The following is a 25,152-nucleotide window of genomic DNA, read 5'->3' as shown; positions in this document are numbered from 1 at the left end:
CAACACGGTCCCTCCACCGGTACCGGGGGTCGCCCGGGCGGGGGACGGCTTCCCGGCCCGGCCCCGGTCCTCCCGGCTTCCGTGCCCGCTACTGCGCGGGTGTGATGAGACCGTAGTGGCCGTCGTAGCGGTGGTTTCAGACTGCCGGGTGCCGGGCGGCACCGTGGTCGGCCGGACGTCCCGCCGGCAGGGCTCCGGGGCCCTTCTCTCCGCTGCCGGGGGTGGCGCGGACGGTGGTCCCGGTGGTGCCCAGGACGGTGCCGAGGGCGTTGTCGAGCGGCCCGATGGCGGCCAGTCCTCCGGTCCGTTCGACGAATGCGGCGGCGGCCTCGGCCTTGGGCCGCATCGAGCCTTCGGGCAGGTCCAGTGCGCGCAGGCGCTCGGGGGTGGTGGTCACCAGCGGGCCGGGGTGGGCGGTGCCGTAGCGGGTGAACACGTGTGTGACGTCGGTGAGGATGACCAGGGCGTCGGCGTCGAGGTGCTCGGCGAGGAGGGCGGCGGTGAGGTCCTTGTCGACGACGGCCTCGACGCCCCGGAGCAGGCCGGTGTCGCGGTCGCGGGCGACCGGGACGCCCCCGCCGCCTCCGCAGATCACCACCGTTCCGCCTGCCAGCAGGCGGCGGACGACGGGTACTTCGAGCACCGCCCGTGGTTCGGGCGAGGGGACGACGCGGCGGCGGTGCGCACCGTCCTGCGCAGTGGTCCAGCCGCGCTCGCGCTCCAGGGTCCGGGCCTGCTGCACACCGAGTTGCCCGCCGATGAACTTGGTGGGGTGGGTGAACGCCGGGTCGCGCGGGTCGACCTCGGTGTGGGTGACGAGAGCGGCAACCTCCCGTCCGGGGAGCCGGTTCATCAGCTCCCGGGCGAGCAGGGTGCCGATCATGCCCTGGGTCTGGGCGCCGAGCACGTCCAGCGGGTACGGGGCGGTGAGCCCCGGGTCGGTCTCGCTCTCGACGGCGAGCAGGCCGATCTGCGGGCCGTTGCCGTGGGTGATCACCACCTCGTGCCCGGCGTCGACGAGCTCGGCGAGCGAGCGGGCCGCCTGGTGGACGTGGTGCAACTGGACTGCGGCGTCCGGGTGTTCGCCCCGCTGGAGCAGGGCGTTCCCGCCGAGGGCGGCGACGATGCGCACGGTCAGTCCCTCCCCAGGGTGGCGACCAGGATCGCCTTGATGGTGTGCATCCGGTTCTCGGCCTGGTCGAACACCAGCGAGGCCGGCGACTCGAAGACCTCGTCGGTGACTTCGAGCCCGTCCAGTCCGTGCCGGGCGGCGAGTTCGGCGCCGAGGTCGGTGCGGGTGTCGTGCAGGGCCGGCAGACAGTGCAGGAAGGCCGTGTCCGGGTTGCCGGTGGCGGCGAGGATCTTGGCGTTGACCTGGTACGGCAGCAGCTGCGCGATCCGGTCGGGCCAGTGGTCGTGGTCCTCGCCCATCGAGACCCACACGTCGGTGTAGAGGTAGTCGGCGCCGCGCACGGCCTCGGTCACGTCCTCGGTGACGGTCAGCCGGGCCCCGGTGTGCGGCGCGAGCGCCCGGCACGCGGCGACGCGCTCCGGCTCGGGCCACAGTGCGCGCGGCGCGGCGATCCGGACGTCCATGCCGAGCAGGCTTCCCATCGCCATCAGCGAGTTGGCGGTGTTGTTGCGGGCGTCGCCGAGGTAGCAGAAGGAGATCTCCTCCAGCGGCCGGCCGCTGTGCTCGCGCATCGTGAAGACGTCGCACAGGCTCTGGGTGGGGTGGCAGGCGTCGGTGAGGCCGTTGTAGACCGGCACTCCGGCGTGGCGGGCGAGTTCGGTGACGGTCCCCTGGTCGAAGCCGCGGTACTGGATGGCGTCGTACATCCGGCCGAGGACGCGGGCGGTGTCGGCGACACTCTCCTTGTGGCCGATGTGGGAGCTGTCCGGGCCGAGGTAGGTGGTGGTGGCGCCCTGGTCGGCGGCGGCGACCTCGAAGGCGCAGCGGGTGCGGGTGGAGTTCTTCTCGAAGATCAGGGCGAGGCGGCGGCCGGTGAGCCGGGGCGTCTCGGTGCCGGCCCGCTTCGCGGCCTTCAGCTCGGCGGCGAGGTCGAGCAGGTGGTGCATCTCGGCGGCGGTGAAGTCGAGCTCGTTCAGGTAGTGGCGGCCGTGCAGGTCCGTGGTCATGGCGGCTTCTCCTCGTGGGGGGGCGGTCAGTTGGCGGGGTCGCGCTGGACGGGGCAGCTCATGCAGCGCGGGCCGCCGCGGCCCCGGCCGAGCTCGGATCCGGCGATGGTGACGATCTCGATGCCCTGCTTGCGCAGGTGGGTGTTGGTGGTGGTGTTGCGCTCGTAGCCGACGACGACGCCGGGTTCGAGGGCGAGGAAGTTGCTGCCGTCGTCCCACTGTTCGCGCTCGGCGGCGCGCATGTCCTGCGCGGCCGAGAGGAAGCGCACCTTGTCCAGACCGAGGGCCTCGGCGAGCGAGGCGGCGAGATCGGTGTCGGGGCGGACGTCGAAGCCGGCCGGCTGTTCCGGGGCCGGCGTCAGGGTCCAGGAGCGCAGCCGGTCGGCGAGGCCCGGGTACACGGCGAAGGCGTCCCGGTCGATCATCGTCAGGACCGTGTCCAGGTGCATGAAGGCGCGGCTCTCGGGCAGCCGGACGGCGATCAGCCGGTGCGCGGTGCCGGTCAGGAACAGCTGCCGGGCGAGGGTCTCCACGGCCTGCGCGGTGGTGCGCTCACCCATCCCGACCATCACGACGCCCTCGGCGAGGACGTGGACGTCGCCGCCTTCCAGGGTGCTGCCCGGGGTCTGGACGGTGCCGTCGAGCAGCGGGGGCGCCGTCTCGGCGAACAGCGGGTGGAAGCGGTAGATCGCCGCGGTGTGCAGGGTCTCCCGGCGGCGGGCCGGGCGGGCCATCGGATTGAGGCTGTAACGCCCGCCGATCCAGGCGGAGTTGTCGCGCGGGAAGAGGTGGTTGGGAAGCGGCGGCAGGGCGAAGTCCTGCTCCCCCAGCGCGCTCCAGACCAGGCTGTGCGGGCTCTTCAGCGGCAGGTCGTCCTTGAGGACGCCGCCGATCAGGTACTCGGCGAGGGTCGGGCCGTCGAGGTCCTCGCACAGCGCCCGGACCGGGTCGACCAGGGCGGGCCCGACGGTGGCCTCGGTGACGATCTGTCCGAGCAGCCAGGCCCGGGCCGGTGGCAGGGCGAGGGTCTCGCCGAGCAGGTCGGCGTAGTGGTGGACGCGGACTCCGTGGTCGCGCAGCACCTGGGCGAAGGCGTCGTGCTCCTCGCGGGCGCGCTTGGCCCACAGGATGTCGTCGAACAGCAGATCGTCGACGTTGCGGGGGGTGAGCCGGGCGAGTTCCAGGCCGGGGCGGTGCAGGATGACCTGGCGCAGGCGGCCGGCTTCGGAGTCGACACGCAGGGTGTTCATCGATGGTGCTCCTTGTTCTCAGTGCTGGTGCCGCGGGCGCAGCGCGCGGAGGATGATCGTCGGCAGGCCGACGGGGTGGGACGTGCGGGCCGCCGGTGCGGGGTCGGCCGTGCCGGGGCCGCGGGGCGCTGCCGGGGCCGTGGCGTTCCCGCTGTGCTCCCGCTTGAGCCAGATGTAGACCGGAATGCCGAGCAGGACGGTGAACAGGCCGTAGTAGACGGTCTGGTAGCCGCTGCCCTGGATCGACCAGTAGGAGAACACCAGGGCGAGGACGGTGACGGTGGCGTCCCGGGCCAGCCGTCGCCGGTCGAGCTCGGCGCGGCCGCGCTGCGCCAGCCAGAGCAACTGGGCGGCCGCGGACACCAGGTAGGGGATGACGGCGGTGAGCACGCTCAGCAGCACGATCTCGGTGAAGACCTTGGTGAACTGCGTGTAGCTGACCACGGTGAGCAGCGACGCGAGCAGGGTGGCCGACACGATGCCGAAGACGGGCACCTGGCCGTGTCCCCGGACCTTGGCGAAGGCGGGCGGGAACAGTCCGTCCCGGGCTGCCGCGAGCGGCATCTCGGCGCAGATCAGCGTCCAGCCGTTGAGTGCCCCGAGGCCGGAGACGATCGCGGCGGCGGCGACCAGGTTCCCGGCCCAGGTGCCGCCGGCGATGGTGTTGAAGGCGTCGGTGAACGGTGCGGTGGAGCCGACGAGTCGGCCGTGCGGGACGGTGCCGAAGACGGCCAGGGTGCCGAGCAGGTAGATCGCGGCGCAGGCCAGGGTGCCGTAGACGGTCGCCCGGGGCACGTTGCGCTTCGGGTCCCGGACCCGGCCGGCGGCGACCGAGGCGGTCTCCAGGCCGATGTAGCTGAAGAGAGCGATGGCGCCCGCCGCCGAGATCGCGCCGATGGCCGAGCCCCCGCTCGCGTTGAAGGCCCCGAGGTTGCCGGACTTGACGAACAGCAGTCCGGCGGTCGCCATGAAGCCCAACGGCAGGAACTTGAGCACGGTGGTGACGACCTGGAACGCGCCGATGTTCCGTACGCCCGTCAGGTTGACGGCCGCGGGCAGCCAGAGCCCGGCCAGCGCGATCGTGATCGAGGCCCAGGTGTGGTGGCCCTTGTTCACGAACACTTCGACGTAGCCGACCCAGGCCACCACGATGGCCGCGTTGCCCGCCCAGGCGGTGATCCAGTAGGACCAGGCGGTCAGGAACCCGGCGAACTCGCCGAAGGCCTCCCGGGCGTAGACGTACGGACCGCCGCTGCCCGGCACCCGCTCGGACAGTCGCCCGAACACCACCGCCAGTGCGAGGGCGCCGACGGTCACGGCGACGAACGCCACCAGGGCGATCGGCCCGTAGGGAGCGAGCGCGGACGGCAGGGCGAACACCCCGGTCCCGATGATGCTGCCGACGACCAGCGCGGTCGCGGCGGGCAGCCCGAATCGTGTGTCGGTTCTCCGTTGCCCCGGGGCCGCGGCGGCGGCCGGTGGATCCGGGTGGTCGGGTGCGGACATGAGGGTGCTCCTCGATCGGGGTGGAAGGTGCGGGCGGCCTTGCCCACCGCTCGCCGAGGAAGATCCTGGGTCCGCCGGGAGGTTCCGTCCCAGGGGCCGACGGTCCCTGTCGCCCGTGCCCGCGGTCCCGGTCCGTCTCCCCGGTGGTCCCGGATCACCCCGGGACCACCGGGGTCCGGCGCCGGCCCGCCGCGGTCGACCCGTCGAGGTGGCGCACGCGGGCGCACGGCCCGCTCCCTGGGCCGGAACGAACACGATCGGAGCGAACAGGGCCGGAACGAACAGGGCCGGACGGCCCTGTCGAAACTGTCCCGGTCACGCCAGACTTCGCGTAGGTTTCACACAGCCTGCCACCGGGGCGGGCCCACGGGGTTGGAGCGGTGATGACGGAGAGTTCGGCGGCTGGGACGAACGGCTCGGTGAGGGTGTTCCTGCTGGACGACCACGAGGTGGTCCGCCGTGGCGTGCACGACCTGCTGGACGCCGAGCCGGACCTCCAGGTGATCGGCGAGGCCGCCACGGTCGAGCAGGCGCTCACCCGGGTCCCCGCGCTCCGGCCCGACGTCGCCGTCCTCGACATGCGGCTGCCGGACGGCGACGGCGTGACGGTCTGCCGCGAACTGCGCTCCCGCATGCCCGAACTGGCCTGTCTGATCCTCACCTCGTTCGACGACGAGGAGGCCCTCCTGGACGCCATCATGGCCGGGGCCGCCGGCTACGTCCTCAAGCAGATCAGCGGAACCGACCTGGTCTCCGCCGTGCGCACGGTCGCCTCCGGCCAGTCGATGCTCGACCCCGGCGCCGCCACCCGGCTGATGGCCCGCCTGCGCGGCGACGCCGTCACCGAGCAGCGCTCCGACCTGCCCCAGCTCACCGAACGGGAGCGGGAGGTCCTCGCCCTGGTCGGCGAGGGGCTCACCAACCGCCAGATCGGTCAGCGGCTCTATCTCGCCGAGAAGACCGTCAAGAACCACATCTCCCGCCTGCTGGCCAAACTCGGCGTGGAACGGCGCGTCCAGGCCGCCCTGATCGCCACCCAGACCCTGGGTCCCCACGGGCAGCCGACCGCCCGGCCCGGCCGCTGAACCGGCCGCCCCGGGGCACCGGTCGCCCCGGCCGGGTCCGGTCGGCATCCTCGCCGGGGACCAACGGCCCCTCCCCCGGTGCCCGATGCGGCGACACCATCGATGCCATGACACCTGACACCACGCCACTGGACGGGCGAGAGTGCCGACGGCTCCTCGCCGGCCTCTCGGTCGGCCGGGTCGTCTACACCGTCGGCGCCCTGCCCGCCGTCCGCCCCGCCCGCTACCGGCTCGGGGCCGACGGAAGCGTACTGCTGAGCACCGCCGCCGAGTCCGAGCTGGTCCGGGCGGTCTCCGGCGCGCTGGTGGCCTTCGAGGCCGGAGAACTCGACGCGGCGGACGGCGCCGGCTGGAGCGTGACGGTCCTCGGCCGCGCCGACGTCACACCCGACCGGACGCCGACCGGGCCGGCCGGGACGGTCACCGTCCGCATCCTTCCCGAACTGGTGAGCGGCCGCCTGTTCGCTCCGAACCAGGTGGTCCGACGCTGACCCGAGCACCGCCTCCGGCATGCGGCCGGCACGACGGGCGCGGTGCGCGAGGCCGGGTCAGTGTCCCAGGGGCGCCGACCAGGACAACCTGGTGCCGCCGGCCTCCGGAGAGGCCAGCTCGAAGGCGCCCCCCAGGGTCTCGGCCCGCTCCGCGAGATTGCGCAGCCCGCTGCGCCGCCCCTGTTCCGGGATGCCCACCCCGTCGTCCTGCACCGTGAGCACCACCCGCGACCCGGTCGCCTGCAGGACCACCTCGACCCGCCCGGCCCGCGCGTGCCGGGCCGCGTTGCTCAGCGCCTCCCCCAGGACCGCCACCACGTGGTCGGCCACCTCCGCGGGCACGTCCGTGTCGAGCAGGCCCTCCATGCTCAGCCTGGGCGGGAACCCGAGCGCCGCCTGCGCCTCCTCGGCCACCCGCACCACGCGCGACCGCAGGCCGTGGCCGCCCTTCTCCTCCCGCGCCCTCAGACCGAAGATCGTCGACCTGATGATCTTGATGGTCTCGTCCAGGTCCCCCACCGCGCGCAGCACCCGGTCGGAGGCGCCGGGATGGTCGATGACCCGGGCCGCGCTCTGCAGCGTCATCCCCGTCGCGAACAGTCGCTGGATGGCCAGGTCGTGCAGGTCTCGCGCGATCCGGTCCCGGTCCTCCAGCATCGCCAACTGCTCGACGTCGCGGCGGCGTTCCGCCAGCTCCAGGGCCAGCGCGGCCTGGTCGGCGAAGCCCAGCAGCGGGCCGATCTCCCGGTCGGTGAACTCGGGCCGGCCGGTCTCCCTGGCCAGCAGCAGCACACCGTCGATCTGTCCCTCCGCCCGGCCCAGGGGGACCGCGACCGCCGGTCCGAGCCCGGCGAACCGGCGCGGCTCGGCGGACAGCCGGGGGTCACCGGCCAGATCCGCGGTGGTCACCGACACCCCGGAGGCGCAGGCCGTCCCCGACAGCGACCCTTCCAGGGGAACCACCAGGCCCTCCCGGCCGTCCACGTCCCCGCCCAGTGCCAGCTCCACGCGGACCGTGTCGGTACCGGCCACCGGCACGGAGACGTCGGCCAGCTCGGCGCCGGTGATCTCCCTCGCCCGCTGCGCGATCAGCCCGATCACCTCGGACCGGGATCCGCCGGACAACAGGGCGCGGGTGATCTCGGCGCTCGCGCTCAGCCAGCGCTGCTGGCGCTGGGCCTCCTCGTACAGCCGGGCGTTGTCGATCGCCACCCCCGCGGCCACGGCCAGGGTGGAGATCACCGCCTCGTCCTCGGCGTCGAACTCCTCGCCGCCCCGTTTGTCGGTCAGGTAGAGGTTGCCGAAGACCTCCTCGCGCACGCGCACCGGCACGCCCAGGAAGGTCCGCATCACCGGGTGGTGCGCCGGGCAGCCCACCGACGACGGATGCTCGGAGAGATCGGCCAGCTGCAGCGGCGCCGGACGGTGGATCAGTTCCCCCAGCAGGCCCCGGCCGGTCGGGTAGGGGCCGATCCGGGCGATCTCCTCCTCCGACAGGCCCACCGTGAGGAACTGCGACAGCGTCTCCCCGTCCGGCCCGATCACGCCGAGCGCCGCGTACCGCGCGTCGACCAGGACGGCGGCGGCCTCCACGATCCGCCGCAGCACCTGTGTCAGGTCCAGCTCCCGGCCGACCGACAGCACCGCCTCCAGCAGGCTGTGCACCCGGTCCCGGGTGCCGCGGGCCGCGTCGATCCGCGACTGGAGCTCCTCCAACAGCTCGTCCAGCCGCAGTTGCGGCATCCGTGACCGCATCGTCTCGCCGCTCACGGGCCCCTCCTCATCGCCGAAGTCGCGGCCGATTCTCGCAGAGACCGCCGGATCCCGGGACCTTCGGCACCGAGGTGGGGCTGCTCGACCCCTGTGGCCGGCCACCGGCACAACGGGATTCTGGTCGCCGGACGGGACCGCGCCCACGGGTGTCGCGGTCCTCCATCGACCGGGGAGGTCAGAACGATGTCGCACAGCGTGGTGGTGGGGATCGACGGCTCGTCAGAAAGCGCGGCGGCGGCCGAGTGGGCCGCCCGGGAGGCCCACCGGAACGGGCTCGCGCTGCGGATGGTCCTCGTCGCCGGCGGCGAGGTGGACGCGCTCGACCGCGACCTCGGCGGCGGCAGTGCGCTGCCGGGCCCGGTGGTCGCGATCCGGGACCGGATCGCGGCCGAGCTGCCCGGCCTGGAGGTCTCCTGCGAGACCGTCCCCGGGAACCCGGCCTACGCGCTGGCCGCCACCGCCCGGCGGGCCGCGGTTCTGGTCCTGGGCTCGCGCGGGCTGGGCGGATTCGCCGACCTCCTGGTCGGTTCGGTCGGGTTGCGCGCCGCCGCCCACGCGCACGGCCCGGTGGTGCTGGTCCGCGCCGGATCGGACGCTGGGACCGGGACCGCCGGACCGGCTGCGGAGCCCGGGCCCGTCGTCGTGGGCGTCGAGGGCGACCGGCCGTGCGACGCGGTGCTCGCCTTCGCGTTCCGGCACGCGGCCGGCACCGGCGCCGCCCTGAAGGTGATGGAGAGCCGGGACACCTTCCGAGGCCCGTACACGACGGCGGCGCCGGTGGAGCAGCGGGAGATCGGGGAGTCCCTGGCGGTCGCCGAACAGGTGCGGCTGCAGGACGCCCTGACGCGCTGGCAGGACGAGTTCCCCGAGGTCCGCACCGAGGTCGAGGTGTGCGCCTGGAGCGCGAGCAGGATGCTCGTGGAGGCGTCCCGCACCGCCTCGCTGACCGTCCTCGGCCGGCGGGCCCCGAGGCATCCGGTGGTCGGACCGCGGCTGGGGCCGGTGGCCCAGTCGGTGCTCCACCACGCCCACGGCCCGGTCGCCGTCGTACCGCACGACTGAAGCGCTCACCGGGCCCCGGCCCCGGGACCGACCGCGCGCCGGGCCCGGGACCTTCGGCCGCAAGCGGGTCCCATTGGTCGGATCCCCCGGCGCGCCGCGCGAGGAAGTCTTGAGGAGAAGGCGCACGGCACCCGCCCGGCGCCCCGAGCACGGACGAGATCCGGAGAGGTGGTCCACCATGGCACGTCGCCCGCAACACGAGTCGAAGGCGGCTCCCGCGAGCAACAGCCTTCCCAGCCTCACGCCCCAGCCGCCCACCGCCGTCGACGCACTGGTCGCCTCCGCCCTGGAGGCCCTGCGGGAGTACGCCCCGTTCACCCAGGAACAGGTCGACCACATCGTCAGGAAGGCCTCGCTGGCGGCGCTGGCCGAGCACACCGGGCTCGCCGTGCTGGCCGTGGCGGAGACCGGGCGCGGGGTCTTCGAGGACAAGGCGGTGAAGAACGTCTTCGCGTGCGAGAACGTCACCCACGTGATGGCCCGGACCAGGACGGTCGGGGTGGTGCACCGCGACGAGATCGACGGCGTCGTGGAGATCGCCGAGCCGGTGGGGGTGGTCGCCGGCATCACCCCGGTGACCAATCCGACCTCCACCACGATCTTCAAGTGCCTGCTCGCCCTCAAGACCCGCAACCCGGTCGTGTTCGCCTTCCACCCGTCGGCTCAGCGCTGCTCGGCCGAGGCGGCCAGGATCGTCCGGGACGCGGCGGTGGCAGCCGGCGCCCCGGCGCACTGCATCCAGTGGATCGCGGAACCGTCGATGGATGCCACCCACGCCCTGATGAACCATCCGGACGTCGCCACCATCCTGGCCACCGGCGGCAACGCGATGGTGCGGGCCGCGTACTCCTGCGGCAAGCCGGCGCTGGGCGTCGGCGCGGGCAACGTCCCCGCGTACGTGGAGAGGAGCGCGGACCTGAAGCGGGCGGTGAACGACATCGTGCTGTCGAAGTCCTTCGACAACGGCATGATCTGCGCCTCCGAGCAGGCCGTCGTCCTGGACGCGGAGATCCGGGAGGCGGCACTCGCCGAGTTCCGGACGCTCAAGGCGCACCACGCGAGCGCCGACGAGAAGGTGCTGCTGGAGCGGTACCTGTTCGGGGCCGGGGAGGGGACGGCGTGCGCCGGCGACCGGTTGAACGCCGAGGTGGTGGGCCGCTCGGCGACGCAGGTCGCGGAGGCGGCGGGCTTCGAGGTGCCGGCCGACACCTCGGTGATCCTCGTCGACTGCGAGCGGGTCGGGCCCTCGGAGCCGCTGACCCGGGAGAAGCTCTGCCCGGTCCTGGCCGTCCTCACCGCCCGGTCCCGCGCGGAAGGCGTCGAACTGGCCTCCGCCATGGTGGAGTTCAACGGCCTCGGGCACTCGGCGGCGGTGCACACCGAGGACGCGGCGTTCGTCGAGGAGTTCGGGCACGCGGTCAAGGCCTGCCGGATCATCTGGAACGCGCCCAGCTCGCAGGGCGGCATCGGCGACGTCTACAACGCCTTCACGCCCTCGCTGACCCTGGGCTGCGGCAGCTACGGACACAACTCGGTCTCCGGGAACGTCTCGGCGCTGAACCTCGTCAACATCAAGCGGATCGGGCGGCGCAACACCAACATGCAGTGGTTCAAGGTTCCGCCGAAGATCTTCTTCGAGCGCAACTCGGTGAAGTACCTGGCGAGCATGCCCCGTGCGCACCGCATCGTCGTCGTGACCGACCGGACCATGGTGGACATCGGCCATCTGGAGCGGATCCGGGGCGTGCTCGACCGCCGCCAGGACCCGGTCGAGGTGAGGGTGATCGACGACGTCGAGCCCAATCCGAGCATCGACACCGTGCGCAAGGGCGCCGCCCTGATGCGCGAGTTCGAGCCGGACACCATCGTCGCGCTGGGCGGTGGCTCGCCGATGGACGCGGCCAAGGTGATGTGGCTGATGTACGAGCACCCGGAGGTCGAGTTCGCGGACCTGAAGGAGAAGTTCTTCGACATCCGCAAGCGCGCCTTCACCTTCCCCGACCTCGGTGAGAAGGCGAAGCTGGTGTGCATCCCGACCACCTCGGGCACCGGGAGCGAGGTCACCCCCTTCGCGGTGATCACCGACACCGCCACCGGCCAGAAGTACCCGCTCGCGGACTACGCGCTCACCCCGAGCGTGGCCATCGTGGACCCGGCGCTGACCACCGACCTGCCGAAGCACGTGACCGCGGACACCGGCTTCGACGCGCTCACCCACTGCATCGAGACCTACGTGTCCGTCTACGCCAACGACTTCACCGACGGACTCGCGCTCCAGGGCATCCGGCTGATCTTCGACAACCTGGAGCGCGCGGTGCTGAACGGGCCAGCCGACCCCTTCGCCCGCGAGCGGATGCACAACGCCGGCACGATCGCCGGAATGGCCTTCGGCTCCGCCTTCCTCGGCGCCGTACACGCCATGGCCCACACCCTCGGCGCGACCTTCCACCTCGCCCACGGCCGCACCAACGCCCTGCTGCTGCCGCACGTGATCCGCTGGAACGGCTCCGCCCCGGCCAAGGTCACCGGCTGGCCCAAGTACGGGAGCTACACCGCCCCCGAGCGCTACCAGGCGATCGCCCGGATGCTCGGCCTGCCGGCCGACACCCCCGAGCAGGGCGTCGAGTCCCTCGCCGCGGCGGTCGAGGACCTGCGGGACCGGGCCGGCATCCCGCGCTCCTTCAAGGCGGCCGGAGTCGACGAGGCCGCATTCCTGGCGGCCCTCCCCCAGCAGGCCATGAACGCCTACGAGGACCAGTGCGCCCCCGCCAACCCCCGGATGCCGATGCTCGCCGACCTGCAGCAGCTGATGCGCCGGGCCTACTACGGCGACCAGGCCTGAGAGGACACCGAGATGACCGCCTCGCAGCACGAGCGGACCGCCATCGCCTGGAACGGCTTCCGGAGCGGACCGTGGCGGGACACCGTCGACGTCCGCGACTTCATCCGGCACAACCACACCCCGTACGAGGGCGACGCCGCCTTCCTGGCCGGCCCGACCGAGCGGACCACCGAGGTGTGGCGGCAGATCACCGCCCGCTTCCCCGAGGAGCGCGCCCGAGGCGTGTACGACGTCGCGTACGACGTCCCGGCCGGCATCACCGCGCACGCGCCCGGATACATCGACCGGGAGAGGGAGCTGATCGTCGGCCTGCAGACCGACGCCCCGCTGAAGCGGGCGATCATGCCGTACGGCGGCTGGCGCATGGTGGCGGGCGCGCTGCGGACCTACGGCTACCCGGTCGACCCGGAGCTGGAGAAGGTCTTCACCCGGTACCGCAAGACCCACAACGATGGCGTGTTCGACGCCTACACGCCCGAGATCCTCGCGGCCCGCAAGGCCGGCGTCATCACCGGCCTTCCGGACGCCTACGGGCGCGGCCGGATCATCGGCGACTACCGCCGGGTCCCCCTCTACGGCGTGGACCGGCTGGTCGCGGCCAAGCGAGCCGAGAAGGCCGAGCTGGACGCCGCACCCACCGATCCGGCGCGGCTGGAGGAGACCATCCGCCAGCGCGAGGAACTCGCCGAACAGGTACGGGCCCTGGGGGAGCTCAAGGAGATGGCCTCGGCCTACGGGCACGACATCTCGGGCCCGGCCGCCACCGCCCGTGAGGCGGTCCAGTGGCTCTACTTCGCCTACCTGGCGGCGGTCAAGGAGCAGAACGGCGCGGCCATGTCGCTCGGCCGCACCTCGACCTTCCTCGACGTCTACCTCCAGCGCGACCTCGCGGCCGGGCTCCTCGACGAACAGCAGGCCCAGGAACTGGTGGACGACTTCGTCATCAAGCTGCGGATCGTCCGCTTCCTGCGCACCCCCGAGTACGACGAGCTGTTCTCCGGGGACCCGACCTGGGTCACCGAATCGATCGGCGGCATCGGCACCGACGGCCGCACCCTCGTCACCCGGACCTCCTTCCGCTACCTGCAGACCCTCTACAACCTGGGCCCGGCCCCCGAACCGAACATGACGGTCCTCTGGTCCCCGCACCTGCCCCGGGGTTTCAAGGAGTTCTGCGCCCGCGTATCCATCGACACCTCCTCGGTCCAGTACGAGTCCGACGAACTGACGCGCCCGCGCTTCGGCGACGACACCGCGATCGCCTGCTGCGTCTCCGCGATGGAGGTCGGAAAGCAGATGCAGTTCTTCGGCGCCCGGGTCAACCTCGCCAAGACCCTGCTCTACGCGATCAACGGCGGCCGGGACGAGCGGTCCGGCCTCCAGGTCGGCCCGGCCACGACCCCCGTCGGCGGGGACGTCCTCGACTACGACGAGGTGACGGCCCGCTTCGACGAGCAGTTGGACTGGCTCGCCGGGACGTACGTCCACGCACTCGACGTCATCCACTACATGCACGACAAGTACGCCTACGAGCGGATCGAGATGGCCCTGCACGACCGGGACGTCCGGCGCACCATGGCCTGCGGAATCGCCGGCCTCGCGGTCGCCGCCGACTCGCTGTCAGCCATCAAGTACGCCGAGGTCACCCCGGTGCGGGACGAGACCGGCCTGGTCACCGACTACCTGGTCGACGGCGACTACCCGGCGTACGGCAACAACGACGACCGGGCGGACGCCATCGCGGTCCGGCTGGTCGAGGACTTCATGGCGAAGGTGCGCAAGCACCCCGCCTATCGGGGCGCCGAGCACACCCAGTCCGTGCTCACCATCACCTCCAACGTCGTCTACGGCAAGAAGACCGGCAACACCCCGGACGGACGGCGAGCGGGCGAGCCGTTCTCACCCGGTGCCAACCCGATGAACGGGCGCGACGTCCACGGCTACGTGGCCGCGGCGCTGTCGGTCGCGAAGCTCCCGTACGAACACGCCGAGGACGGCATCTCCCTCACCAACACCGTCACCCCGGACGCGCTCGGCCGCACCCCCGAGGAGCGGGTCCGCAACCTGGTCGGGGTGCTGGACGGCTACACCAGCTGCCACGGCTTCCACATGAACGTCAACGTCCTCGACCGGGACACCCTCCTCGACGCCATGGCCCACCCGGAGAAGTACCCGCAGCTCACCATCCGGGTCAGCGGCTACGCGGTCAACTTCGTCCGGCTCACCCGCGAACAGCAGCTGGACGTGATCGGCCGCACCTTCCACGACGCGCTGTAGCCCCACTCGCTCGCGGTGCCGACGCCTCCCCGACCACCGGCGCCGGCACCGCGCCGCCCCGCAGAAGGAGCACACCCCCATGGCCGCCGCCCCGCAGCCGGTCACCGGCATGCTGCACTCCTGGGACCTGTCCACCGGAGTGGACGGCCCCGGCACCCGCTTCGTCACCTTCCTGGCCGGCTGCCCGCTGCGCTGCCTGTACTGTCACAACCCCGACACCCGCTCCATGCGCCACGGCCGCCCCTGCTCGGCCGAGGAGATCGTGCGCGAGGCCGCCAAGTACACCGACTTCATCCGTGCCTCCGGCGGCGGCGCCACCGTCAGCGGCGGCGAGCCGCTCCTCCAACCCGCCCTCACCGGCGAGCTGCTGCACCGGTTCAGGCACGAACTCGGACTGCACACCGCGTTGGACACCTCCGGCTTCCTCGGCGCCCGCGCCGACGACGCGCTGCTCGCCGACACCGACCTCGTCCTGCTCGACATCAAGTCCTGGGACCGCGCCCTCTACCGGCACCTGACGGGACAGCGGCTCGGCCCCACGCTCGACTTCGCCCGCCGCCTGGCCGACCTGGGCAAGGAGGTCTGGCTGCGGTTCGTTCTCGTGCCGAACCTGACCGACCCCACCTCGAACATCGGGGGCATCGCCACCTTCGCCGCCTCGCTCGGCAACGTCACCCGGGTCGACGTCCTGCCCTTCCACAGACTCGGCGCCGCCAAGTGGCGCGCCCTCGGGCTCGACTTCCCCCTCGCCGACACCCCGGTGCCCTCGCCGGAGCAGATCGCGGAGGCCCGGGCGATCTTCGCCGCACAGGGCCTGCACACCGTCTGAAACCCGGATGGGCACCCCGACAGGTCCCGGATCGCCGAACGGCTGCTCGACATGCTCGGCGGCTGCATCTGGCCGCTCGCCCTGGTCCCGGGCCGGCTGCGCGCCGCCGGGCACGTCGTCCCGCAGTCCTGGGCCGTGGACTCCTGGACACAACTACTCTCGCACCACGGCGGGTTGACCGACATCCGGGGCAACCTCGCCGTACTGGGCGCCTACGCGGCCGGGCTCCTCCTCCTCCTCGCCACCCTGGTGCTGCGCCGCCGCCTGACGGCGGACTCGGCCTGGACTCCGCCGGACCCGGTGAGCCGACTCCCGGACGAGTGGGCCCGCATCGGCACCCGACCCTCCGGCCCCGGCGAGCCGGGCAGACCGCAGTCGGGGCACACATAGAACCGGGTCACCTGCGGAACACCGCCCTCTTCCGGCCGCTCACCGAAGTCACCCGGGGACAGCGGCTGAGTGAGTGGCGTGACCGGTGGCGGAGTGACCGCCAGGAGTCGGCAGCCGCCTCGGGGTCGGCTACCGCGCGGCGGTCGTGGCGGCGCCCACGGCCGCATCGGCAGCGGTGACTGTCGCGCGCACGAGGGCGACGAGGCGGGCGGTGTTGGCCGGGGTGGCGTCGAAGCCGGCCAGGGTCACGCCGATGATGTGGCTGCCGTCCAGCACGCCGATGCCGATGTGCGTCTCGCCGTCCATGGTGACGGTGCCGCCGGTGGTTGCCGTGCCGAGGCTCGGTGTGGTCAGCGGTGTGAAGCCCGGGACGGCGCCGGCAGCCCGGGAGGCCTGCCGGAAGGCGGCCGTTGCGGCGGAGGCGCTGCCGTAGAGGTCGGCAGAGATCGTGACCTTCATCATTCCGGTCGGGTCGGCGAACACCACCGCGACGGTGGCCGTGGGCCGGCCGACGGCGGTGCTGTCCGGGCCGACGCTGACGACCTGGGTGACCTCGGGGAAGAACCGTTCGACGGCCTTGAGGGGCAGCGCCGTGTTCACCGGCAGCGACGCACCGGTGCTCTGCGTGACGACGACCGGCGACGGTGTCTGCGCCTGCGCCGGCACCGCGCTCACCCCGGCCGCCAGTGCACCGGCCGTCGCGAGCGACAGCACGGTGAATATTCCCTTTCGCATGATCATCTCCCGTCCTTCCGACTGCTCCCGGGCACCACCCCCTCCGGCCAGTCTCCTCGCCCGTCACGCCTGCGGCGATCCGAGCGGCCACCGCTCCCCGGGGCCCGGCGGCCTTCCCGGACGACCGGACGACCGGGCGGTCACTGCGGGTGGCGGAGGCGGACCGGTCCACGACGGTCCGGGCCCGGGTGCCGGCGAGGTCCACCGCCGACCTGGAGCTGTTTCCGCGTCAGGGCCCGCGACAACACCCCGGCCCGCTCCGGGGAGGGCAGCGCCAACCGGATGGTGCACTGGTGACGCCGCGCCTGCCCCGGCCACACCCGCGCCCGGCCCCGGCCGTGTGCCGGAGCTGTTCTCACACCGGTGGGCTTCCACGGAGTCGATGACCGCGCGGTGGGCGGCGCGCCGGGTCCGCGAAACAGCGACTCGCGGATCTTTCACGCCGGGTTCAGCGCAAGGTGGCGGCGAAGGCGAGCAACTGCCGGTTGACGGCGTCGGGTTGGTCGACGTGCGTGGTGTGGCCGATGTCGGGGATGACGGCGGCGGTGGCGCGGGGGTTGAGGGCGGCTGGCCTCGGCGTGGGTGCTGGGCCAGAACTGGCTGTCGGCGCCGGCCATGACGAGGACCGGGACCTGACCGCGGGTCGTTGCAGCCGGCCCGCAGCCCCGGCTGACCGTCCGGCTCAGCTTGTTGTTCAACCTCGGTGCGCTTGGTGTTCCTTGATCATCTTTGCTCACTTGGCGGTCTGATCCACGCCACAGGTCATGGCAGGAACGGTCCCGCCTCCGGCCCCCGCCCGCCGTGCGCCGGGACGCACCGCGCCTCCCGCCGCGCCTCCCGTCGGTCCTCGCGTCGGTCTTCCTGCTGCGGCAGCGGCGGGCCGGCGGGCGCAGCCGTCCTACGGACGTGCAGGACGGCGGCGCCCAGGGGCAGCGGCGCGTGGTCCACGAGGCGCAGCCCGGCGTCGGCGAACAGCCGGCCGTAGTCGTCGGCGTCGCGTTCCCGGCCCCCGGTGTTGCACATCATGTGGAGGTCCCACGCGGTGGCCAGCGACGTCGAGCCGTCCGCCGGCAGCAGGCGTTCGACGACCAGCAGGTCGGCGTGGGCGGGCATGGCGCGGGCGCAGTGGCGCAGGATCTCGCGGCAGCGCGCGTCGTCCCAGTCGTGCAGCACCCGGGACAGGAGGTAGACGTCGGCGCCCGGCGGGACGTCCGCGAAGTCACCGCTGCGGTAGTCGCACCGGTCTCCGCAGCCGGCCGCGTCGAGCCGGCGGCGCGCGGCCTCCACGGCGTGCGGGCGCTCCAGCAGGACGCCGCGCAGGTGCGGGTGCGCGGCGAGGACCAGCCCGAGGAGTTCACCGTTGCCGCCGGCGACGTCGACGACGGTCCGGGGGCGGGGCGCCCCGTCCGTGCCGGCGAGGACCGGGTGCGCGGGCAGCGGCTCGAACATCCGCGAACTCGCGGCCATGGACTGGTCGAACAGGTCGGCGAGCTCCGGGTCGCGGGCGAAGTGGTCGAAGTGGTTCTCGCCGAAGAGGTGGTCGAAGCCGACCTCGCCGGTGCGGACGGTGTGGCCCAGGGCCGCGAAGGAGCGGTAGAACGGGCCGCCGTACATCAGGGCCAGCGACCGCATCGAGCCGGGGGCGTCGCTGCGCAGCAGGGCGCCGAGCTCGGTGAGCCGGAAGCCGTCCCCGTCCCGGGCCGTCACGCCCACCATCGCGAGGTAGCGCAACAGCGTGGCCAGGCTGCCCGGGTCGGCGCCGACGGCCCGGGCGAGCGTGTGCGGTCCGGCCGGCGTGTGGGCGTCCAGGGCGTCGGGCAGCCGCAGTTGCGCGCACACGGCGAGGGCCTGCGTCGTCCACGCGCCGGTCAGCATCCGCAGGAGGTCCTCGGCCGGCCGGTGCGCCGGGTCGGTGCCGTCCGCGGCGTCCGGGCGGTCTGCATGCTCCCGGCCGTCCGCGTGCTCCCGGCCGTCCGCGCCCAGGTGGGCGGCGAGCACGGCGGGGTGGTTGCCCGCGGCGTGGAGCTCCACCCGCCGGTACCCGGCCGCGGTGTGCGCGGGAGCGGTGAAGTAGAGGACCGTCGCGTCCTCGTGCGGGTTGTGGCCGCCGCCGTCCGGTGCCGCGCCGTGCCGGGTCAGCAGCGAGCACAGGCCGCCCAGCACCAGGGCGTCCGGGCGGGCCACCTCGAAGGCGAGGTGCGCCTCCTCCCGGTGTGCGCGCTCGTACGCGGCGACGGCGGCCAGGTCCGAGCCCGGCGGCACGGGCAGGGCGAACACCTCGACGGTCCGCTCCCGGTGCGGCCCGGGTACCGGCGGGCGCACGATCCTGACGTCGAGCCCGGCTTCGTCGAGGCCGTGCCGACGGGCCAGGCGCCCCCGCACCACGGTGCTCGGGTAGGACGGCGTGTCCGGGTCCAGCCCGCAGGCGGCCAGGTGGGCGCGCAGCGTGGCGGCGTCGGGCGGGAAGACGAGCAGCGCGGCGTGCGCGAACCGGCAGTGGTCGGCCAGCGCCCGCAGCTCCGGACCGTCGAGGCCGGGCAGCAGAAGTCGGAGCAGGGTGGCGGTGTCCTGTTCCTCGACGAACGCGGCCGCCTCGCGCAGGCGGGCCGCGTCGTCCGGGACTGTCGCCTCGTCCGGGACTGTCGTCGCGTGGTCCAGGGGTGTCGCGTGGTCCGGGGGTGTCGCCGTCATCGCGGGGCATCACTTTCCGGTGGTCGGGTCACGCCGGTTCGGACCGCCATGACCCGGGGGTGAGGGTGCGGGGAGAGGGGTGCGGGGAGAGAGCGGGCGGAAGGTCACACGCCGACGTAGTTCTCGGCGAACCAGTCCTGATGGGCGCGCGAGGTGCGCAGCGAGTCCAGGCGCGAGCGGCGCAGCGATTCGTGGAAGAACGATTCGCCGTCCGTGCCGGGGGCGGCGTGCAGCAGCCGGATCATCCAGCGCGAGAACTCCTGTGCGCGCCAGATGTGGGCCAGGCAGCGTCGCGAGTACCGCTCCAGCGCCGTGGCGTCGCCGTGGGCGAGGTCGCCGACGAGGGCCTCGGCGAGGAGTTCGGCCTCCAGCACCGCAAGGTTGGCGCCCTTCGCGGCGGAGGGGCTGATCAGGCTCGCGGCGTCCCCGGCCAGCAGCAGCGAACCGTGGCGCAGCGGTTCGACGACGTCGGAGGAGAGGTCGACGACGGTGCGCCGGAGGATCCTGCCGCGGCGCAGCGGCCCGTGGTCGGCGGCGCGCATCCGCAGGTCGAGGCGGTCCCAGACCTGCTCGTCGGTCCAGGCGTCGGCCGGGGTGCCGCGCTCGCACTGCAGGTAGTAGCGGGTCACCTCGGGGGTGCGGGCCATGTGTCCGGCGAAGCCGCTCCGGTGGGTCGCGTAGCCGACGGCGTCGAGGCTCGGGGGCGCCTCGGCGAGCAGGCCGAGCCAGCTGACGCCGTGGTCGCACTGGTGGCGCAGGGCGGTCGGGGGCAGCGAGCGCCGGGCCGCGCCGTGCCGGCCGTCGCACCCGGCCACGTAGCGGGCCTGCCACCGGGCGGGGCGGCCGTGCGCGTCGCGCGCGGCGACGACGGGCCGGACGCCGTCGGCGTCGTGCACGGCCAGCGCCTCGGTGCCGAAGCTGATCCGGCCGCCGGCGTCCAGGTAGTGCGTCAGCAGGTCCGCGACGAGGTCCTGCTGGGGGTAGACGGTGTGCAGCTCACGGCGCCCGAGGGAGCCGTAGTCCAGGCGGAAGCGGCCGCCGTCGGTGCGGAACTCGCACACGCCGTGCGGGCGGCCGTGGCGGCGCAGGCCGTCGGCGAGGCCGTGGCGTTCGAGCGTGCGGACGGTGTTCGCCGCGAGGAAGCCGGCCCTGGCCCGGGCTCCCAGGGCGGCCCGGTCGGAGCGTTCGAGGACGACGCAGTCGATCCCGTGCGCATGGAGGAGGTTCCCGAGGGTCAGCCCGGCCGGTCCCGCGCCGAGGATGACCACGGCGGCTGACTCCTGGTCTGCTGAGCTGTTCTGACGTGTGGTCACAGAGAGTGGATCATAGGCCTCATCGGATACATAAATGGTCTGAAATAACCCGAATCAGCTAGTAGTGGGATGATCCGCCCTTCTTCTTGTCGCTCCGCCGGGCCGTCGGACCCGGGGCCCCGCCGACCAGGGCGGCCCCTCTCGTAGGGTGGCTCACCGAACCGAGGGGACGATCCACCATGACCAGCAGCACCCAACCGACCGCCGCACCGGCGACCGAAGCGCCGTCGACCGCCACATCGGCGACCGGAGCGCCGTCGACCGGAGCCCGCAACACGCCCGCCCGGGTCAGCTTCTGGTCCGCCGCCATGGGCGTCAGCCTGGTCGTGGCCGTCTTCGTGACCCCGATCTTCTGGCTGATGTACGGCGGTTTCTACACGTTCGGCGTGTTCGTGTGCGGGCTCGTCGCCATCCCGGCCGGGCACCTCGGCCGCCGCCGCGGCAAGCGCCTGGGCGGCCGCGACCGCGGGCTCGCCCTGCTCGCCATCCTCACCGGCTGGCTGCTGCTCCTCTGCGGCCTGCTGCTGGTGCTCGCCTACGCGGGCGTCGTGGCCGGCCTGGCGGTCCTGGTCGGCTCCGCGAGCTGAACGGCTGCCGTGCCGGCGACCGGTGGACCGGCGGCGGTGTACCGGCGACCGACGCGCCAACGGCTGCCGGTCCGACGCGCCAACCGGCCGCCGGACCACGGCGTGACCGCACCGGCGAGGTCACAATGAGGCATGCGACCAAGCCCCGGCCCGGCCGGTACGCCGGCGGTGACCCCCGACCCGGCCGCCCTGCGCGGCGAGCGCTGGTGGCCGGTGTCGACGGCGATCGCAGCCGCCGCGCTGCTCCACGTGGCGCTGCCCGCGGCGTACCGGCTGGACCCCGTGTGGGTGGTCCCCGTGGTCATGCTCACCCTGCTCGCGGTACTCATCATCGGGGACCCGGGGCGGATCGACCGTCAGAAGACCTGGCTCCGGGTGGTCACCGAAGCCATGATCGCCTTCATCACCGCGTCGAACCTGCACGCGGGCGTCCACCTCGTGGTGGACATCCTGACCAACAACAAGCTGTTCGCCAACAACGCCACCGGCCTGCTCGCCACCGGCGGAGTCACCTGGATCACGAACGTGATCGCCTTCGCACTCTGGTACTGGGACCTGGACCGCGGCGGCGCCGCCGCCCGCGCGCACCGGCCCCACACGAAGCCCGTGTTCGTCTTCCCCGAGATGCAGCACACCACCCACGCACCGGCCGACTGGGTGCCGCACTTCGCCGACTACCTGTCACTGTCCTTCTGGACCGCCACCGCGTTCAGCCCCACCGACGTCTCCGCGATCAAGAGGTGGGCCAAACTGCTGATGATGGTGGAGGCCGCGACCTCCCTCATCGTGGCCACCCTGGTGATCGCCCGCGCGATCAACATCCTGCAGTGACCCGGTCGGCCGGCCCGGCCGCCCACCCGTGTCCCCGCGGGCCCCTTCGGCCCGCGGCCTCCGGCGGTTCGATGCAGGGCCGCTGACCTGCTAATGTTCTTCCTGTCGCGAGGGAATGATTCCTCGCCAGGCGTCAGCGGTGCTACCAGAGCACGTCCTACTTTCAGTAGGAAGAGTCCGTGCAACCCGGGCCTGGCGCTCCACAGTTCGGACGAGGTCCGGCACCCACCCAGGTGTCGGACCTCGTTCGCGTTCACGGCCCGTACGGGCGAAAACCGGGAGGCAGAACGCACCCGGGATGCGCGACACTTCGCCGGGTGATCGTGATACAGCCCGTCCTGGAGGCGGTTCCTCGTAGCTTCGGCCTCTGGCCCGTCGCCGACATCCCGCCGTCCGGCTTTCTGCCCCTCAGCGGCCGGCTCTCGTCCGCCGAGGTCGGGACGGCGATGATGCTCATCGCGAGCTGCAACGACATCGACCCCGACGACGACCGCCCACCGCGTCCGGCGGGCGCACGCGACTCGTTCCTCCACGGACTCCTGACCTTCGGCAGTCCCTACGCGGCCGGAGGCCTGCGGGTCGCCGACACCTCCAGCGGCGTCGACTTCCTGCCGGGCTGTTGCGACGGACTGGAGGACTGGCGCGACTGGCAGCGGCTCGTGGACGACGGCGGCCTGCTCGGATTCGGCCACGAGCCCGTGTCACCGATCGCCGAGCGCTTCGGCGACACCATACGGCTCACCGTCAACGCCGAGCAGACCGGCAGCCCCGTCATGGAGCTGCCCGTCGCCGAACTCCGCCGCCTGCTCGCCGACGTCGAGCGCGATCTGGTCGACTTCCTCGCACTGGCGGCGCACTGGGCCTCCGAGTACCTGCCCGACCGGAGCGCCACCGTCACCGCCGCCCTCGCCCGACTCCTCGACCTTCCCGCCCCGGTTTCGCCGCCGACGCCGTAGGACCCGGCCTGCCGGAACCCCTCGGTGCCGTCCCGTTCGTCGACCCCACCCTCGGCAATCCGATGCCGAAGACCTCGCCGCCGATACCGCTTCGGACCGGAGCCGGAGGCCTGTTCATACCAGGGTGGCCCCGGGCTCTCCGGGGCCTCCCGGAGAAGGGCATCCCAGCCGCAGGCCCGGATCCCGGCTGGGCCGCCGACCGCGTGAGCGTGTTTCAGGCGTCACGGCGCACGGCGGGATCCTGCCGTCCGCCACGCGATCGGGTCACTCCTGGCCGCTCCGGGCTGTCCCGGGATCGATGTCGGTGCCGGGTCGCTGACCTGCTAGTATTCTTCTCGTCGCGAGGGAGAACGATTCCTCGCCAGGCGTCAGCGGTGCTACCAGAGCACGTCCTACTTTCAGTAGGAAGAGTCCGTGCAACCCGGGCCTGGCGCTCCACAGTTCGGACGAGGTCCGGCACCCACCAGGGTGCCGGGCCTCGTTCGCGTTCGCGGCCCGTACCCGCCGGTTACCGCCGACGCCGTAGGACTCGGCCCTCCCGGAACCCCTCGGTGCCGTCCGGCCCGTCGACCGCCACCATCGGGAATCCGGCACTCAAGGCCTCGCCGCCGATATCACTGCTGCGGCCCGGAGGCCCGTTCACACCGGGGCGGTCCCGGAGCCCTCCGGTGTCCGCACGAGGAGGTGCTCCCAGCCGCAGGCCCGGGCCTCGGCGGGGGTCGCCGGCCGCGTGAGCAGGTCGGCCGTCAGGAACGCGGGCTCCTGCCCGTTCTCGCCGGGAGGCGTCCAGCGGCCGGCCATGCACTCCTCGCACTCCAGCAGGAGCCGGCCGGTGTCGGTGTCGACGCTGATGACGACCAGCCCGTTGGAGCAGCACCAGCACCCGACACTGCTCACGAGCAGCTCGCCCATGGTCCTTACCTCCGTCCGCACGCCGGTGCCCGATCCTACCGACGGTCCGGTGGCCGTTCACCCGGCCGTCCGTCGGTCCGTCGGTCCGTCGGTCAGGGAGTCGGTGCCGGAGCCGGAACCGGGCACGTAGTGCGCGAGGTAGGCGACGAGTTCCGGATCGAGTTCGCCGGCCCGCGCCCTGTCGTGGATCGCGGCGGCAAGTCTCGCCTCGGTCAGGAACCGGTAGGCGAAGTGCTCGACGCTCGGCGCGGTCCAGAAGATCTCCCGGCCCGGTGTGACGATCTCGCCGTCGGGCCCGTAGCAGGGTTCCGGTTCCCGGGTGAAGTCCCGGGCGGAGCAGACGACGCCGGACTGCCCGTCGTGGTGCAGGTAGAGGTACCACAGGACGCAGCTCTGCTGGTCGCGGAAGAAGAGCACCATGCGGTCGGCCGGATCGACGGGGCTGGGCAGCGGGCCGGCCACGTCGGTCCAGCAGCCACCGCCCTCGCGGTCGAGGCAACGGTGCAGGTTGGCACGGGTGATCAACGCCAGGAAGTCTGCGGGGAGCGTGAGGCCGACTGCGGCGAGTTCGGCCGCGATCGGGTCCGTCACGGCGGTGCGGTGGTCGAGCGGGTCACCGGTGTCGCCGAACCAGGCGAAGTCGCCGACGAAGGACTCCTCGTCCAGCGGCGGGATCGTGTCGAGGGGGTAGGCCCGGAACCAGGCGAAGGTGCGTCCCTGCTTGTCGTACGGCCGGTAGGGGCCGATCCCGCACCCGGCCCAGAACGCCGGGAGGCGCACCGCGGCGGGGCCGTCGCCGATCCGACGGAATCCGTACTCGGCGGGCGCGTGCGCAGGGGGTCCGGGGGAAGCCGTGAGGACGCGCGTCCTCCGTCCGGGCCCGGTCGGCGTCGGGGGCAGCCGCACGTCCGGTCGGCCGAGTTCGTCCGCGGGCCGGACGTATCCGGGCTGGTCCTCGGGGCGGGGCCGGGGTGCGGCCGGGACGCTGACCCGGAAGCCTGCCCGTCGTTCCTCGGGCCACCGCGCATCGATGGCGAGGGCGGCGGCCGTGCAGTCCGGGCAGGCGTCGAGGAAGTCGCCCCACGTGCCGAACTGGGAGCCGGTCATGTCCGGCTTCTCGATCCCGCAGAGCGTCCGGTGGAGGAAGCCGTAGGCGTGCCGGTCGGCGTCCGGCAGCATGTCCGTCCAGGCCGCTTCCCACCGGATGTCCCAGGGGCTGTGATCGGGACGGTAGGCCTCGTGGTCCGGGGTCCCGATCAGGGTCACCGCGTGGCACCAGGTGCAGAGCCAGAACTCCCGGCACCACCGGGACGGCGGGCGGTCCCACGTCGTCATCTCGTGTTCGCAGACGTCACAGTGCACGGCGGGATCATGCCATCCGCCGCGCGGTGGGCCCGCTCCGGGCCGCCGTCCCGACGGTTCGGTGCGGGTCGCTGACCTGCTAATGTTCTTCCTGTCGCGAGGGAGAACGATTCCTCGCCAG

At 72.9% G+C, this 25,152-nt stretch carries 20 protein-coding genes; 10 read left to right on the top strand and 10 right to left on the bottom strand.

From position 1 onward, the window contains the following. Positions 1 to 136: 136 nt before the first annotated feature. Genes ACFV04_RS25075 through ACFV04_RS25060 form a run of 4 tightly spaced genes read right to left on the bottom strand, consistent with a single transcriptional unit; the run spans position 137 to position 4,895 of the window. Positions 137 to 1,132, bottom strand: coding sequence for a carbamate kinase (locus ACFV04_RS25075; RefSeq protein ID WP_380532468.1), 996 nt, complete (start codon positions 1,130 to 1,132; stop codon positions 137 to 139). 2 nt (positions 1,133 to 1,134) lie between these two features. Continuing rightward, entirely contained in the window at positions 1,135 to 2,139 is a 1,005-nt protein-coding gene (argF, locus tag ACFV04_RS25070; protein WP_380345805.1) for an ornithine carbamoyltransferase, read from the bottom strand. A 26-nt stretch (positions 2,140 to 2,165) separates the two neighbouring features. Next, a complete protein-coding gene (locus ACFV04_RS25065; protein WP_380345807.1) occupies positions 2,166 to 3,389 on the bottom strand; it encodes an arginine deiminase in 1,224 nt (407 codons plus the stop codon). A gap of 18 nt (positions 3,390 to 3,407) precedes the next feature. Then, positions 3,408 to 4,895: an amino acid permease gene (locus ACFV04_RS25060; RefSeq protein WP_380345809.1), complete on the bottom strand. Its 1,488-nt coding sequence runs from the start codon at positions 4,893 to 4,895 to the stop codon at positions 3,408 to 3,410. Positions 4,896 to 5,278: 383 nt separating this feature from the next. Between ACFV04_RS25060 and ACFV04_RS25055 the strand changes: the two genes are divergently transcribed. After that, positions 5,279 to 5,980, top strand: coding sequence for a response regulator (locus ACFV04_RS25055; protein ID WP_380532463.1), 702 nt, complete (start codon positions 5,279 to 5,281; stop codon positions 5,978 to 5,980). A 107-nt stretch (positions 5,981 to 6,087) separates the two neighbouring features. Further along, entirely contained in the window at positions 6,088 to 6,471 is a 384-nt protein-coding gene (locus ACFV04_RS25050; RefSeq protein WP_380532460.1) for a pyridoxamine 5'-phosphate oxidase family protein, read from the top strand. A 57-nt stretch (positions 6,472 to 6,528) separates the two neighbouring features. Here the strand turns inward: ACFV04_RS25050 and ACFV04_RS25045 are convergent, their stop codons facing one another. After that, a complete protein-coding gene (locus ACFV04_RS25045) occupies positions 6,529 to 8,226 on the bottom strand; it encodes a GAF domain-containing protein (protein ID WP_380532474.1) in 1,698 nt (565 codons plus the stop codon). Between the two features lie 201 nt (positions 8,227 to 8,427). Here ACFV04_RS25045 and ACFV04_RS25040 point away from each other — a divergent pair, with 201 nt between their 5' ends. The 5 genes from ACFV04_RS25040 (at position 8,428) to ACFV04_RS25020 (ending at position 15,644) form a co-directional block, all read left to right on the top strand. Continuing rightward, on the top strand, positions 8,428 to 9,306 hold the full coding sequence (locus ACFV04_RS25040) for a universal stress protein (RefSeq protein WP_380532457.1): 879 nt from the start codon (positions 8,428 to 8,430) through the stop codon (positions 9,304 to 9,306). A 178-nt stretch (positions 9,307 to 9,484) separates the two neighbouring features. Continuing rightward, a complete protein-coding gene (gene adhE / locus ACFV04_RS25035; RefSeq protein WP_380532454.1) occupies positions 9,485 to 12,148 on the top strand; it encodes a bifunctional acetaldehyde-CoA/alcohol dehydrogenase in 2,664 nt (887 codons plus the stop codon). Between the two features lie 12 nt (positions 12,149 to 12,160). Further along, positions 12,161 to 14,425: a formate C-acetyltransferase gene (gene pflB, locus ACFV04_RS25030; RefSeq protein WP_380532451.1), complete on the top strand. Its 2,265-nt coding sequence runs from the start codon at positions 12,161 to 12,163 to the stop codon at positions 14,423 to 14,425. Positions 14,426 to 14,504: 79 nt separating this feature from the next. Then, complete coding sequence (pflA, locus tag ACFV04_RS25025; RefSeq protein WP_380345818.1) at positions 14,505 to 15,254, top strand: pyruvate formate-lyase-activating protein; 750 nt, start codon at positions 14,505 to 14,507, stop codon at positions 15,252 to 15,254. A 51-nt stretch (positions 15,255 to 15,305) separates the two neighbouring features. Further along, positions 15,306 to 15,644, top strand: coding sequence for a hypothetical protein (locus tag ACFV04_RS25020; protein WP_380532448.1), 339 nt, complete (start codon positions 15,306 to 15,308; stop codon positions 15,642 to 15,644). Between the two features lie 129 nt (positions 15,645 to 15,773). On the opposite strand, the gene ACFV04_RS25015 is transcribed toward ACFV04_RS25020, so the two are convergent. The 3 genes from ACFV04_RS25015 to ACFV04_RS25005 all read right to left on the bottom strand — a co-directional run bounded on the left by ACFV04_RS25015 (position 15,774) and on the right by ACFV04_RS25005 (position 20,383). Then, the gene (locus ACFV04_RS25015; protein ID WP_380532445.1) at positions 15,774 to 16,385 is read right to left on the bottom strand and encodes a hypothetical protein; all 612 of its coding nucleotides are present in this window, start codon (positions 16,383 to 16,385) and stop codon (positions 15,774 to 15,776) included. A 756-nt stretch (positions 16,386 to 17,141) separates the two neighbouring features. Beyond that, positions 17,142 to 19,070 carry a methyltransferase gene (locus tag ACFV04_RS25010; protein WP_380532442.1) on the bottom strand — a complete coding sequence of 643 codons (1,929 nt, stop codon included), beginning with the start codon at positions 19,068 to 19,070 and terminating at the stop codon, positions 17,142 to 17,144. Positions 19,071 to 19,174: 104 nt separating this feature from the next. Then, positions 19,175 to 20,383 (bottom strand): 4-hydroxybenzoate 3-monooxygenase, encoded by a 1,209-nt coding sequence (locus ACFV04_RS25005; RefSeq protein ID WP_380532439.1) that lies wholly within the window; start codon positions 20,381 to 20,383, stop codon positions 19,175 to 19,177. 179 nt (positions 20,384 to 20,562) lie between these two features. Here ACFV04_RS25005 and ACFV04_RS25000 point away from each other — a divergent pair, with 179 nt between their 5' ends. The 3 genes from ACFV04_RS25000 (at position 20,563) to ACFV04_RS24990 (ending at position 22,757) form a co-directional block, all read left to right on the top strand. Further along, entirely contained in the window at positions 20,563 to 20,970 is a 408-nt protein-coding gene (locus ACFV04_RS25000) for a hypothetical protein (protein WP_380532436.1), read from the top strand. Between the two features lie 132 nt (positions 20,971 to 21,102). Next, on the top strand, positions 21,103 to 21,801 hold the full coding sequence (locus ACFV04_RS24995) for a hypothetical protein (protein ID WP_380345826.1): 699 nt from the start codon (positions 21,103 to 21,105) through the stop codon (positions 21,799 to 21,801). 317 nt (positions 21,802 to 22,118) lie between these two features. Continuing rightward, positions 22,119 to 22,757 carry a hypothetical protein gene (locus ACFV04_RS24990; protein WP_380532433.1) on the top strand — a complete coding sequence of 213 codons (639 nt, stop codon included), beginning with the start codon at positions 22,119 to 22,121 and terminating at the stop codon, positions 22,755 to 22,757. 639 nt (positions 22,758 to 23,396) lie between these two features. Here ACFV04_RS24990 and ACFV04_RS24985 read toward each other — a convergent pair. Continuing rightward, positions 23,397 to 23,669: a hypothetical protein gene (locus ACFV04_RS24985; protein WP_380532430.1), complete on the bottom strand. Its 273-nt coding sequence runs from the start codon at positions 23,667 to 23,669 to the stop codon at positions 23,397 to 23,399. A 57-nt stretch (positions 23,670 to 23,726) separates the two neighbouring features. After that, on the bottom strand, positions 23,727 to 25,031 hold the full coding sequence (locus tag ACFV04_RS24980) for a hypothetical protein (protein WP_380532427.1): 1,305 nt from the start codon (positions 25,029 to 25,031) through the stop codon (positions 23,727 to 23,729). Between the last annotated feature and the right edge of the window lie 121 nt (positions 25,032 to 25,152).

Origin of the sequence: Kitasatospora sp. NPDC059599, assembly GCF_042735125.1 — a bacterium.
In the GTDB taxonomy this organism is placed as follows: Bacteria; Actinomycetota; Actinomycetes; order Streptomycetales; family Streptomycetaceae; genus Kitasatospora.
Note: the sequence above shows the minus strand (reverse complement) of the source record. Positions and strands in the feature narration are given on the sequence as shown.

What these genes read in the sequence shown, in the direction of transcription:
- ACFV04_RS25055 (WP_380532463.1), top strand. Translation starts at nt 5,279, where the DNA reads ATGACGGAGAGTTCGGCGGCTGGGACGAACGGCTCGGTGAGGGTGTTC.
- ACFV04_RS25000 (WP_380532436.1), top strand. Translation starts at nt 20,563, where the DNA reads ATGACCAGCAGCACCCAACCGACCGCCGCACCGGCGACCGAAGCGCCG.
- ACFV04_RS25040 (WP_380532457.1), top strand. Translation starts at nt 8,428, where the DNA reads ATGTCGCACAGCGTGGTGGTGGGGATCGACGGCTCGTCAGAAAGCGCG.
- argF (WP_380345805.1), bottom strand. Translation starts at nt 2,139, where the DNA reads ATGACCACGGACCTGCACGGCCGCCACTACCTGAACGAGCTCGACTTC.
- ACFV04_RS25045 (WP_380532474.1), bottom strand. Translation starts at nt 8,226, where the DNA reads ATGCGGTCACGGATGCCGCAACTGCGGCTGGACGAGCTGTTGGAGGAG.
- pflB (WP_380532451.1), top strand. Translation starts at nt 12,161, where the DNA reads ATGACCGCCTCGCAGCACGAGCGGACCGCCATCGCCTGGAACGGCTTC.
- ACFV04_RS24995 (WP_380345826.1), top strand. Translation starts at nt 21,103, where the DNA reads ATGCGACCAAGCCCCGGCCCGGCCGGTACGCCGGCGGTGACCCCCGAC.
- ACFV04_RS24985 (WP_380532430.1), bottom strand. Translation starts at nt 23,669, where the DNA reads ATGGGCGAGCTGCTCGTGAGCAGTGTCGGGTGCTGGTGCTGCTCCAAC.
- ACFV04_RS25060 (WP_380345809.1), bottom strand. Translation starts at nt 4,895, where the DNA reads ATGTCCGCACCCGACCACCCGGATCCACCGGCCGCCGCCGCGGCCCCG.
- pflA (WP_380345818.1), top strand. Translation starts at nt 14,505, where the DNA reads ATGGCCGCCGCCCCGCAGCCGGTCACCGGCATGCTGCACTCCTGGGAC.
- adhE (WP_380532454.1), top strand. Translation starts at nt 9,485, where the DNA reads ATGGCACGTCGCCCGCAACACGAGTCGAAGGCGGCTCCCGCGAGCAAC.
- ACFV04_RS25020 (WP_380532448.1), top strand. Translation starts at nt 15,306, where the DNA reads ATGCTCGGCGGCTGCATCTGGCCGCTCGCCCTGGTCCCGGGCCGGCTG.
- ACFV04_RS25065 (WP_380345807.1), bottom strand. Translation starts at nt 3,389, where the DNA reads ATGAACACCCTGCGTGTCGACTCCGAAGCCGGCCGCCTGCGCCAGGTC.
- ACFV04_RS25015 (WP_380532445.1), bottom strand. Translation starts at nt 16,385, where the DNA reads ATGATCATGCGAAAGGGAATATTCACCGTGCTGTCGCTCGCGACGGCC.
- ACFV04_RS25050 (WP_380532460.1), top strand. Translation starts at nt 6,088, where the DNA reads ATGACACCTGACACCACGCCACTGGACGGGCGAGAGTGCCGACGGCTC.
- ACFV04_RS25010 (WP_380532442.1), bottom strand. Translation starts at nt 19,070, where the DNA reads ATGACGGCGACACCCCCGGACCACGCGACACCCCTGGACCACGCGACG.